This window comes from Chryseobacterium sp. Marseille-Q8038 (assembly GCF_965111995.1).
In genome coordinates this window covers 2889682-2901665 of the sequence record NZ_CBCOPN010000001.1, presented here as the reverse complement: position 1 = coordinate 2901665, position 11984 = coordinate 2889682, and the positions used below count along the sequence as shown (strand labels likewise).

Here is an 11984-nt window from a genome sequence, read left to right as displayed (position 1 = left end):
TTATCTTCCGAACATGCTATCGTTCTTGTCGGTTCTTGTACCGTCTTCAAGGCGATATTCTTTCAACATTGGGTGGTATCCAAGATCTTCCATATTCAAAATAGGTCTCAGATCCGGATGTCCTTTAAATTTAATCCCATAGAAATCATACGTTTCTCTTTCCATCCAGTTAGCTCCTGCATACAACTCTACAAGAGAGTCTACTTCAATATTTTCTCTGGACATAAAGATTTTCAGACGTAATCTGAAATTGGCCATCATATTATGCAAATGGTATACAACACCAATTTCCTTCTCAGGAAATTCAGGATAATGAATACCACAGATATCCGTCAGGAAATTAAATTCCAGTGATGAATCTTTAAGATAGTGAATGATCTTCTTGATATCTTCTTTCTTCACCTCAATCGTCAGCATTCCGTAAGGTTCTGAGCTTGAAATAACAGATTCCGGAAATTCTCTTGTGATTGCTTCTAATACAAATTCGTTTGTCATTTCCGTTTAGTTGCTTATGTTGTAAGAATCTAATAATTTCTGATATTCAGGCATGTCTCTTCTTCTGATGCTTTCGCTTTCCGCAAGAGCTTGTACCTGCATTACTCCTTCAATAATCTGCTCAGGTCTTGGAGGACATCCAGGAACGTATACGTCTACCGGAATAATTTTATCAATTCCCTGAAGTACAGAGTAGGTATCAAAAATACCACCGCTGGAAGCACATGCTCCCACTGCTACCACCCATTTCGGCTCAGCCATCTGAGTGTAAACTTCTTTCAGGACTGGTCCTAATTTCTTTGATATAGTTCCGCAAACCATCAGCATATCTGCTTGTCTTGGAGAGAAAGAGTTTCTTTCCATACCAAATCTTGAAGCATCATATGTGGGGTTCAGGGTAGCCATAAACTCAATACCACAACAAGAGGTAGCAAATGGTAACGGCCAAAGTGAAAACTTTCTTGCCATCCCGATTACACTGCTCAGTTTTGTTGCGAAAAACCCTTCTCCTTCATATCCTTCGGGAGCAGGTGCATCTGTTCTTATTACTGGTTTTTTATCTGACATTTTTAGTAAATATTTAAAGATTAAAATATTTAAAGATGAAAAACAAGACCTTTACAATCTTTAAATTACTTAAATAAAATCAATCTTTTAATGTTAAAATTTATTTATCCCAATCCAGTGCACCGCGTTTCCAAACATAGAAAAACGCCATGAAGAAGATGGCAACGAATGTAAGTACAGCAAGGAATCCTTCCATACCGAATTCTCTGAAGTTTACAGCGTAAGGATAAAAGAATACGATTTCGATATCGAATAGTACGAACAATACCGCAGTCAAGAAGTACTTGATAGAAAACGGCGTTCTTGCATTTCCTTCTACAGGAACTCCACATTCCCAGCTTTGGTTTTTTACAGAGTCTCCTTTTTTCTGTTGTGGCCCCAAGAAATGTGCCCCAAGCAAAGAAACAGCTACAAATCCTACTGCTACACCAGCCTGGATAAGGATTGGAATATAACTTTCAGGTAAATTCATTTTTGCATTATTATCTCAATTTGCAAATTTAGCGAATAAACAAGAAAGCATGAAATTTATCAGCTTAAAAGTCGGATGAAAATGAGTTAAATCGGTAATTTAGAATCAATAAAAATTAGCTTTTTGGGACTATTTTTTTGTTGTGTTTTTACCCTTTTTTTGTAGTGACTCTGGAAAAATTGCATTCACTACATGCAGTTTGGATATTTTGAATGTACGTAATTCAGGATGAAAATAGAGTGATAAAGGACTTATTGATGTTGATTTTAGATCTTATTTTTTCATTTTTTTCAAAAGAGTATAGGCCATAAAGGAAATGTATCCAAAAAGAATACTGGCAAAAAGAATATTAATCACCGTATTTGTTTTGTCATCCGGTGACTGGAAAAAGAAGTTGTAACTGATAAATCCTACAATTAAAATAGCGAAAATAATGAGTTGTGGTTTCATAAAGTTCAGAGTTTAGAGTTTAAGGTTGTGAGACTGTTTCTACATTGTAGAAATGTACACTACTTATTCACTTCCATTGAGTAGGTTCTTCTTCGTTTATGGTTGACAGGGTTATAATCCTGCCAAAGAACCTGCACACTTTTATTTTCTTCCAGTTCAGGATTGGTCTCAGCAAAATCAATTCCCATGCTTGTAAATCGTACAAAAATTTCCTTGAAAATAATAGCGGTTACCCCACGTCTCTGGTATTCCGGATGAATTCCGATAAGATAGAAATTGGCACGGTCATTCTTTTTTCCGGCTTGTAAAAAATGCCACCATCCTAATGGAAATAATTTTCCTTTTGATTTTTGCAGTGCCTTGGAATATGAAGGCATTGTGATAGCAAATGAAACCAGCTGCTGATTTTCATCTACCACGCAGATTACATAATTTTTATTGATGAAAGGGAAATATTTTTCTCTGTATGTTTTGATTTGTTCATCCGAAATAGGAGTGTAAGTGGAAAGATGTTTGTATGTTTCATCCAAAAGCTTAAACATAGGCTCTACATAAGGAAGAATTTCTTCCTTTGACTTGAAATTAAGAACCTTCAGTTTATATTTCTGAGCAATTAATCCACTGAATTTTTCTACTTTTTCGGGAAGTACTTTTGGAAAATTCATTTCATACTCTACCCATTCTTTTTCTTTGGTTAATCCAAGATTTTCCAAATGTTTTGGATAGTATGCGTGATTATAAATTCCAATCATTGTCGCCAGTTTATCAAATCCCATGGTTAGCATCCCTGCTTTGTCAAGATTGGTAAATCCCATTGGACCTTCTATCATGTTGATATTATGTTCCCTGGCGTAGTCGGTAGCGGTTTGTATCAAAGCTTTTGAAACTTCAGCATCATCAATAAAATCTATCCAGCCGAATCGTACCTTTTTAATGCCTAATTCCTTTTCCTCTTTATGATTAATAATCACGGCAATTCTTCCTACAACTTTGTTATCTTTTAAGGCCAAAAATTGTCTGGATTCTGAATATTGCAGGGCTGGATTTTCTTTTTTATCCCAGATTTTCATTTCGTCTTTAATAAAAGATGGAACATAGTACGGATTATTTTTGTACAGATCCATAGGAAACCTTACGAATTGTTTGAGCTGGTCAGCTGTTTTTACTTCAATAATTGAAATTGTAGACATGTTTTTGGGGATGAATTAGAGGACAAATATAAATAATAATATCTTATACTTTGGCACAGTTTTTATATGATTATGGGTAAAATTAAACACAAAATTTATATAAAATGGTGGGTTATTATATCATTATTGGTATTTCAATGTTGGTGAGCTGGTGGGTTTCGTCCAGATTGAAATCGAAATTTGAATATTATTCCAATGTACACCTTCGAAATGGACTTTCGGGGAAAGAAGTAGCGGAAAAAATGTTGAGAGATAACGGAATAAATGATGTTCAGGTCATATCAGTACCCGGGCAGTTGACGGACCACTATAATCCGGCAGATAAAACAGTTAACCTTTCAGAAGGAGTTTATATGCAGAGAAACGCAGCATCGGCGGCAGTAGCAGCTCACGAATGCGGACATGCAGTACAACATGCAGTAGGGTATTCTATGTTGAATTTACGTTCAAAACTGGTTCCTATTGTGAATATAAGTTCCAATCTGATGCAGTTTGTTCTTATTGCGGGTATCGCAGTAATGGCTGCATCAAGAACGATTGAAAATCCGAATGGAAATACAACTGTTCTTGCGATTGGAGTCGCTATGTTTGCAATGACAACGCTTTTTGCTTTTGTAACACTTCCGGTGGAATATGACGCGAGTAACAGAGCTATGAAATGGCTTAAAGATACAGGCACTGTAACTGCAGAAGAATTTGTAGGAGTACAGGACAGTTTGAAATGGGCTGCAAGAACTTACGTGGTAGCTGCCTTAGGTTCTTTGGCACAGCTTCTTTACTGGGCATCTTTGCTTCTTGGTGGAAGAAGGGATTAATCATTAAATTCAAACGAAACATATTGCATCTCGGAAAGTTTTTCTGAGATGCTTTCTTTTTGTGCCAGTTTTAATGAAGCGGTAAGAATGCAGTTTTCATTAGCATCGAAATTCAAAACTTTAGCATCAAATCTAGAAAGCAATGTGAAAATTGTATTCTGCTGATTGAAATTAAACTGGATTTCAACTTCTGTTTCCAGTTCTCTGGTAATGATATGAGCTTCTTCCAATGTAATCTTCGCAGATTCTTTATAGGCTTTTACCAGTCCTGAAACTCCCAGTTTGGTTCCTCCGTAATAACGGACTACAATCACCAGTATGTTGGTGATTTCATTCGCTAGTAGCTGGTTGTAAATAGGTAACCCGGCACTTCCGGAAGGTTCACCATCATCATTGGCACGATAGTTCTCACCATTTAATCCCATTCTGAAAGCATAACAGTGATGGGTAGCTTTCGGATGTTCTTCCCTTATTTTTTCAAGTGCACCTTTTAATTCCTTTTCATTGGTCACCGGATAAGCAAATCCGATAAATTTGCTTCCTTTTTCTTTTAAAAGGGTATTTTCTATGGGTTTTTCTATGGTTTTGTATTCAAACGTCATTAGAGTTCCTGCTTTGTTTATGCAAAAGTATTAAATGCTGTAGTAACTTCCATCATTATCATAAATTAAGCCGTCAATTTTGACGGCTTATATTTTGTTATCTAAGATTTTTAAACTTTTTAAGTACATAAATCCTCAGGAATCAAGCATAAATAGCTTGTAGGGCCACAAAAATCCGTAGGGCATTTATCTCTGCATCTCGTAGGCTGTCCATTAGGTAGAGTACAGTTTACAAAGACTCCTCCCTGGATTGCTTTTAAGCCGGATTTTGATATTTTTTTCAAATCTTTCATAGTATTATTTTTTATTGAATACTATTGGATTAGCATGAGAATGTTCCGTCTGCCCAAGGTGGTGGACAACTCATACTGGATGGAGTAGCACAGCAATGCTGCAATGAAGGTGGATAAAATGAACAGCATTCAGGAGCATTTCCTCCGTTTACTTTTTTTAGATTCTGTCGTGAAACTTTCTTTACATTTTTCATAGTAATTTTTTTTGTGTAACTAATGTAAATAAATTATTTCATTTCACGGTGATAAAAAGGTTTTATTTTGATTTGAAAAAAGAGATTGTATTGTCTCTGAAGCCTTCAGTTTTAGTTTTTGAATGATTGAATTCCGGGGCTTTTGTTCCGTTTTCCAGTTTCAGATTTTCATTCTTAATAACAATGGCTTCGTCCCAAAGATCAGCATTAATAAACTGCTGCAGTGTAAAACGGCCGCCTTCAATAATGACAGATTGTATCTGTTCTTTGTATAAGGCTTCCATCAATTCCGGAAGAAAATTATCCTTATTGATTTTGATGAATTGAATATGTCCTTCAGTAGACTCTTTTATAGAATTTAAAACCAATGTTCTTGCTTCATTGTTGTAAATATTGAAATGGGCTGGAACTTTTAAATCAAAATCAATCAGAATTCTGACAGGATTTACGCCTTCTGCATTTCTTACAGTGAGACTTGGGTTGTCATGCAAAGCGGTTTGAGTTCCTACCAGAATGGCATGCTCGTCAGCTCTCAACTGATGAACAAACTGATTCACCAACGTATTGGAAACAGCAGTTGGTTTAAAATCCTTATCCAAAAATCCATCACCGGATTCTGCCCACTTTAGAATAATATAAGGTCTTTTCTTTTCGTGATAAGTGAAAAATCTTTTGTTAAGTTCAATGCACTCTTTTTCCAGGATTCCGGAAACGGTTTCAATTCCTGCATCCTGAATGATTTTTTTTCCTTTACCATTCACTTTATCATGGGAATCCATTGCTCCAATCACCACCTTTTTAAATCCTAATTCTTTAATCTTTAAAGCACAAGGAGGTGTTTTTCCATAATGGGCACAAGGCTCCAGAGATACATAGATCGTTGATTCCGGAATAAGATCTTTATTTCTGACCGAATTGATAGCATTGATTTCAGCATGGTTTTCTCCGGCTTTATGATGGTAACCCTCGCCAATGATTTCTCCGTTATGTACAATCACACTTCCCACAAGTGGATTAGGATACGTGTTGCCAAGTGCCTTCTGAGCCAGCTCGATGCATCTTTTGATATAAAATTCGTCGTTGTTCATAGTATAAAAAGAAAAAGCGAAGACAAATTGCTTTGCTCCGCCTTTATTTATTTTGTTATCTGTTATTCTCCGCTGATGATGCTGTGGAGATTTTGTTTTAATGTTTCAAGATGAGCTTTTTTCTCATCAATCGTGTTGTATGTGTCTTTTAATAGAGGATTCTCTCTTGACGGTTTATTGAAGAAAGAAAGGTTGTTTTCCAGTTTTACGATTTCTGCCTCAAGATCAGAGATTTGATTTTTGATCTTTCTCGCTTTGTCGGTAAGCTGATTTTCAGATAAGCCTTCTTCTTTCAGTTCAAGTTCGTTGATTTTGTTTATTTTCAATTTCTCTCTTAATGTTTTGTTGAATTCAGAGTTGATTGAAATTTTATCTCTAGGAACTTTTCCAATATTATTCCATGAAGTTTTGATCTGTTCAATTTTTTCGATGCTGCCTTCTTCATTGGAAACTTCTTTAAGTTCATCCAGAAGGGCTTTTTTGTTCTTGTAGTTCTCCTTCCAGTTGTCAGTAGAGGTATTGCTTTTCTCTCTGTAGTTGTTGAAGAATGCATTACAGGCATCACGGAACTCATCCCAGATTTTATTGGTCATACTCTTAGGAACGTGACCAATTTTTTTCCAGTCTTCCTGAAGCTTTTTGAATAACGGAACAGCAATATCCCATTCCTCATTATTCATATTATCCTGTGCAGTCTGGATCAGTTTTAATTTTTCTTCAAGATTAGCTTGCTGAGAACCTTTCAACGATTTGTAGTAGTTGTTTTTCGTTGTATTAAAACCTCTTAGTGTCGTTTTGAAATCATTCCAGTTTTGGTTGGAAAGTTTTCTTGGAACACTTCCTGTTTTTAAAAAGTCAGAGCGCAGATCTTCCACTCTTTTGATGGAATTCTGCCAGTAGTTGTGGTTAGGCGTTTCTGAAGGTTCAGAAAGTTTCTTGATTTCAGCAATGATCTCGTTCTTCCTTTCAAGGTTAACGGCCTGTTCTTTTTCGATAGAAGCAGAAAGTTCAGATTTTCTTTCGTGAATTTTGTTGGAAATTTCTTTGAATTCTTCCCATGTTTTTTCACGGAACTCCTCTGCTACGGGTTCAGCTTCTTCTTTCCATAATTTATGAAGGTACTGAAGCTCATTTAAAGCCTTCTGAATTACCGGTTCGTTTTCCAGTTCTTTAGCTCTGGCAATAATATGCTCTCTTTTTTCCAGGTTGTGGCTGTATTCCTGTTCCAAAAACTCTTTGTTCAGATCCAGCATCTGATAAAACTGATTCAGGTGGTGGAAATAGTTATTGTTAAGAATTTTGAATTCAGATTTTGCAACCTGTCCGGCTTTTGACCAGTCTTCTTTAATCTCACGGATGGATTTGAAAAGATTGATTCCGGGTTCAGAGTTGGTATAAAGGTTTTTAAGTCTTTCGATAATACTTTGGCGATGGTCAAGATTTTTCTTTTGCTCTTCTTCCTGTCCTTTCTGGAAGTCTTCATGTTTTTCTCTGAAGATATTGACCAATGCAGAATACTTAGTTTGAGAAGGGTGTTCATAGCTGAAGTTTTCAGCAGGATTTCCGGCTTCTACATATTCGTGTTTTTTATCCTCCACTTCATCATGGATGTAATGACTTGCTTTTTCCTTCAGTTGGTTGAATCTTTTGAAATTCTCACCAGCATTGGGAGTGTTGATGATTTTTTCCATTTCCTTTAAAGCATCAGCAAGGGAAATTTCTTCTTCATGTTCTTCCAGGTGTTCTGCTGCATCATCTTCATGTTGGTTTGCATCATGAGAAACTGCGTTTTCTGATGTGTCCTGAGATACTTCGTTAGGATTTTTCTTTTCTTCGTTTTCAGAAAGATTGTTTTCTGTAGTCATAGCAAATCTTTTATGTGAGTGGCGTTAATATCCTTTAAATATAGCTGAAAGGCCAATTAAAGCACTAATTTATGTTATTTTTTTTGAAAATTCCAAATTTCCCAAGCTTTTTCTGCTTGCTGTTCAAGCATATAATATCCATTCACGGTCTTTGCTCCTTTTTCAGAGGCATTGATGATGAATTGAGTGTAGTTGGGGTTGTAAATCAGATCAATAACCAGATGGTCTGAAGAAAGCCCGTCAAAAGGAAAGTTCAGACAGTCTTTAACATTCGGGAAAGTACCTACCGGTGTACACTGAATGATAATTTTATGTTCTGCAACAGTTTCCTGATCAAGGTTTTCAAAATTGATTTCCGTACTTCTGGAAATGGTCACAGAAGGAATATTATGTTTGTCTAATGCATATTTGACAGCCTTTGCCGCACCTCCGTTTCCTAAGATCAAAGCTTTGTCCTGTGAAGGTTTTCTGTGTAAAAGAAGCGTCTTTTCAAACCCGAAAGCATCTGTATTATAGCCGGTCTTCTTACCATCCTGAATAAGAACACAGTTGACAGCACCTATTTTCTCAGCTTCATCACTTAATTCATCAAGATAATCGATTATTTTTTCTTTGTAAGGAATGGTAACATTAAATCCTAACAGCTCCGGAGATACAAAAAGATTTTCTACTTCATTGATTTCATTCAGATCAAAAATATCGTAGGAGAAATTCTGCAGCATGAGCTTTTGGAACATGTTTTCGAAGAATTTTTTAGAATACGAATAGGAAATATTTCTTCCAATCAATCCTAATTTTTTATTGGAATCCATACATCAAAAATAAAAAAAAAGACCGGATAAATCCGGCCTTTGATTTGAAATATTTTTTAATAATTAATCTACGATAAATTTAGTAGAGAAATGGTCTGCTTTCAGAATGTAAGTTCCTTTTGCCAAGCCTTTAAGACTGATTTTGTTTGAATGTCTGAAAGGATTAGCAATCGTTTCAATTAATTTTCCTGAAAGATCATAGATACCAGCTTTTGAAATTTTGTCAAGGTTGTCTCCTTTTACAAATAATTCATTATTTCTTACCGGGTTAGGGTAGATGGTAAATGCTGATTGAGCTTTTTGGTTTTCAGCAGTAGCTAACGTACCGAAACATGCCCAGCTAAGGTCATCCAAAGCAACTCTGTTGGTAGTAGAAGAGTTTGTCAGCTTAATGACAACGTTTCCGCTTACGTTTATATTGTTAAGGGTAGTTGTCGTTGCTACATTACTGTAAGGAATAGTTCCTACATTCACATCGTTTACAAAAACATTGATATTACCAGCAGTTCCAGAGAATTTCAACTGTGTGGTTAAAGTTAAATTCTGAATTCCGCTTGAAAGGGTTGAACTTGTTAAGTTACCATTTCTGATGGTAATGGCTTTGTTGTTGATGGTCTGGTCAACTCTTGCGTCAGTTGCTGTCCAGGAGATTCCGTTGTTCGTCCAGGTTGCTGTCATGTAAGTGTTTGCTGCTCCGGTGATCATTTCAAAATCCTCCGTTCCACAGCTTCCGCCTCCGGCAGGAACGTCAAGAGTAGTTGCTGTAGCAGTTGTACTTTGTGGAGAAGAGTTTCCGAAAGCATCTTTAGCAATTACATAGAACGTATATTGAGTAAGTGGAGCTAATCCTGATACAATTGTAGATGTTGTTGTACCGGAAACGGTAGCTTTTAATGTACCATTTGCATAAACCTGGTAAGTAGTTACTCCCACATTATCCGTAGCAGCTGTCCAGCTTAGAGCAATAGAGTTTGAAGTAGGATTGTTGGCTACAAGGTTGGTTGCTGCTGTAGGAGCCTGGTTGTCAATTACCGGAGATCCCCAGATTTGAGAAACATATTCAGGATGATCAATGAAAGGGTTTCTGTTTCCCTGGTAAGTATAAGAAGCATTGTTTCTTGCAATTTCTTCTGCAGATACAGGATCCATTGCATTCCATATTAAATACTGATTAAGTGCCCAAGGCTGCAGTCCCGGGAATGGTGTGTTGCCAAGCATATCACCGGAAGTGAAATTGGAAAGTTTGTCTTCGTATCTTGTTACAAAATAAAGGAACATTCTGGCAATATCTCCTTTAAAAGCATCAATGGGTTCAAATACAGTACCCGAGTATCCTGCTGATACGGAGGTGCCTAATTTTGATCCGTTTTTAGAGGTAAAAGAAGTATTTCCTACGAGTCCGAAAGGGTAGTTGGATCTCATTCCGTTTACTTTTCCATCGGTAGCACGGATAAAATGAATATCAGCTACCATGGGAGAAGCACTGTTGAATAAACTCTGAGGAATAACGTGTTCTCTGTTGTAACAGTCGCCTTCATTAGAGTAGCCATTAGATCCACATTGGTTGGTTCCCAGGGTGAAATTATATTGGTCCGGTCCATTTGGATTTTCAGAATAGATATCCAGAATAGTTCCGTCATTCTCATAAAAATAGTCGCGGTCAGTGGTTGCATAACCTGTCCATAAGCCACCATAGCCATTATCTATATGTCCATTGGTGATAATGTTCTTAAGAGCTGTTTTAAGAGCTGCACCTGTTAATCCTGCCGGTTGATTGTAATATCCAGCCGGAGCTTGTGCTAAAGCGCTGATAAATGTCAGACTTAATAGAAAAAAAGATAAAATTCGTTTCATTTCTTTAAAATTGGGGCGTAAAGGTACGAAAAAATGAAACCGAAGTATATTAACTTAATGTAATATATAAACTTAGAATATTAGTTTTTAGTAATATATTCTTTGCTGATTTTTGAAAAGAACCATGAAATTGTGATTCCAAACAGGGATGCTGTAAGTGCTACGATAAGGTAATTTTTGCCCACTATTTTTACAGGGAATGGAAGAACTTCATTAGCTCTGAAAAACTCTGTGTAGAGCTGGAAGTAGCAAAGTGCTGTTCCAAGAATCAATCCGGTAATCACTCCGGAAATAACAATCAGGATTCCGGTGTAGAAATAAGTCATTCTTAAATGGCTTAAAGGGAATCCAAGTGATATCAATGATTTTGCCTGCTCTTTTTTATCAAGCTGAAGGATGATAATGGCTCCGGCAAGATTAAAAGTGGTAATAAAAATGACGAGTGCAAAAATCAGGTAAATAAAAAGTTTTTCCGTGTTGATCATTTTCCAGAAAGCAGCATTCTCTTCTTCCTTGGTTTTAATCTCAATATTTTTCCCAAGCGAAGGAAGCAGGCTTTGTTTTACTGCATCCGCATTTTCCGGATTTTTCAGTTTAATAACAATCTGGTAAGCCGATTTTTTTGGAAGACTAAGTAATTCCTCTGTAAGCTCAATAGGAGAGATGATATAGTTGTCCAGCTGATCTTTTCCTGGGAAAACGCCTGTTACCAAAATATCTCTTTTATTGTAGATATCTTCTTCCTTACTGATAATCCCTGTTCCCGGTTTGGGCATAAAGATGGTCGCATAATGATTGGAAGAATCTACAGGAATTGAAAGTCTGTTATCCAGACTGTTTTCCATCAATACTTCATTGGAATATCTGAAACTTGGATAAGTTCCATAGAACACCTCTTTATTAATAGGGTTTACTTTCACATAGGCAGAATCAACACCTCTTAAATAAGCAATGTCACCCTTACCATTGAAACTGATGTATACTTTTTCTTCAATAACGCGGGAGAAACTTTTGATTTCTTTATTACTGCCCAAAACTTTACTGACGTTATCCAGATTTTTGATAGTTTTTCCGGAAGCACTTTTTAAAGTAAGATCAGCATGAAGATTGGAAATAAGGTCTTTGTTCAGGTCTTCGAGGCCTGAAAAAACAGAAATGATGACGAACATTGCAGTCACAGCAACCGTCATGGCACCTACAGCCAGCCACGTAATGAACGTAACGGCAGTACTTCCTTTTTTAGCCAAAAGGTATCTGGATGCTATGTAAAATGCAATATTCTTCAAG

At 36.5% G+C, this 11984-nt stretch carries 13 protein-coding genes; 1 reads left to right on the top strand and 12 read right to left on the bottom strand.

Going from position 1 to position 11984, the window contains the following annotated elements:
- From ACWPWS_RS13535 to ACWPWS_RS13515, 5 genes are all read right to left on the bottom strand, one after another.
- On the bottom strand, positions 1-495 hold the full coding sequence (locus ACWPWS_RS13535) for an NADH-quinone oxidoreductase subunit C (protein WP_034693433.1): 495 nt from the start codon (positions 493-495) through the stop codon (positions 1-3).
- A gap of 6 nt (positions 496-501) precedes the next feature.
- Positions 502-1062: an NADH-quinone oxidoreductase subunit B gene (locus ACWPWS_RS13530; RefSeq protein WP_002983540.1), complete on the bottom strand. Its 561-nt coding sequence runs from the start codon at positions 1060-1062 to the stop codon at positions 502-504.
- A 100-nt stretch (positions 1063-1162) separates the two neighbouring features.
- Positions 1163-1534 (bottom strand): NADH-quinone oxidoreductase subunit A, encoded by a 372-nt coding sequence (locus ACWPWS_RS13525; protein WP_047096005.1) that lies wholly within the window; start codon positions 1532-1534, stop codon positions 1163-1165.
- Positions 1535-1807: 273 nt separating this feature from the next.
- Complete coding sequence (locus ACWPWS_RS13520) at positions 1808-1984, bottom strand: hypothetical protein (protein ID WP_002983535.1); 177 nt, start codon at positions 1982-1984, stop codon at positions 1808-1810.
- A 59-nt stretch (positions 1985-2043) separates the two neighbouring features.
- Complete coding sequence (locus ACWPWS_RS13515) at positions 2044-3174, bottom strand: GNAT family N-acetyltransferase (RefSeq protein WP_454046837.1); 1131 nt, start codon at positions 3172-3174, stop codon at positions 2044-2046.
- A gap of 104 nt (positions 3175-3278) precedes the next feature.
- On the opposite strand from ACWPWS_RS13515, the gene ACWPWS_RS13510 reads away from it, so the two are divergent.
- Positions 3279-3989: a zinc metallopeptidase gene (locus ACWPWS_RS13510; protein WP_185126835.1), complete on the top strand. Its 711-nt coding sequence runs from the start codon at positions 3279-3281 to the stop codon at positions 3987-3989.
- Here the strand turns inward: ACWPWS_RS13510 and ACWPWS_RS13505 are convergent.
- From ACWPWS_RS13505 to ACWPWS_RS13475, 7 genes are all read right to left on the bottom strand, one after another.
- The gene (locus ACWPWS_RS13505) at positions 3986-4591 is read right to left on the bottom strand and encodes an IMPACT family protein (protein WP_105684339.1); all 606 of its coding nucleotides are present in this window, start codon (positions 4589-4591) and stop codon (positions 3986-3988) included. The two genes, ACWPWS_RS13510 and ACWPWS_RS13505, sit on opposite strands and share 4 nt — an antisense overlap.
- Positions 4592-4913: 322 nt before the next feature.
- Complete coding sequence (locus ACWPWS_RS13500) at positions 4914-5078, bottom strand: bacteriocin-like protein (protein ID WP_165791713.1); 165 nt, start codon at positions 5076-5078, stop codon at positions 4914-4916.
- Positions 5079-5140: 62 nt separating this feature from the next.
- Complete coding sequence (ribD, locus tag ACWPWS_RS13495) at positions 5141-6166, bottom strand: bifunctional diaminohydroxyphosphoribosylaminopyrimidine deaminase/5-amino-6-(5-phosphoribosylamino)uracil reductase RibD (RefSeq protein ID WP_454046836.1); 1026 nt, start codon at positions 6164-6166, stop codon at positions 5141-5143.
- A gap of 62 nt (positions 6167-6228) precedes the next feature.
- On the bottom strand, positions 6229-8031 hold the full coding sequence (locus ACWPWS_RS13490) for a DUF349 domain-containing protein (protein ID WP_105684337.1): 1803 nt from the start codon (positions 8029-8031) through the stop codon (positions 6229-6231).
- 74 nt (positions 8032-8105) lie between these two features.
- A complete protein-coding gene (locus ACWPWS_RS13485; protein ID WP_454046835.1) occupies positions 8106-8843 on the bottom strand; it encodes a shikimate dehydrogenase family protein in 738 nt (245 codons plus the stop codon).
- 63 nt (positions 8844-8906) lie between these two features.
- Complete coding sequence (locus tag ACWPWS_RS13480) at positions 8907-10697, bottom strand: endonuclease (protein WP_454046834.1); 1791 nt, start codon at positions 10695-10697, stop codon at positions 8907-8909.
- 80 nt (positions 10698-10777) lie between these two features.
- Positions 10778-11983 carry an ABC transporter permease gene (locus ACWPWS_RS13475; protein WP_309513122.1) on the bottom strand — a complete coding sequence of 402 codons (1206 nt, stop codon included), beginning with the start codon at positions 11981-11983 and terminating at the stop codon, positions 10778-10780.
- Position 11984: the final 1 nt, after the last annotated feature.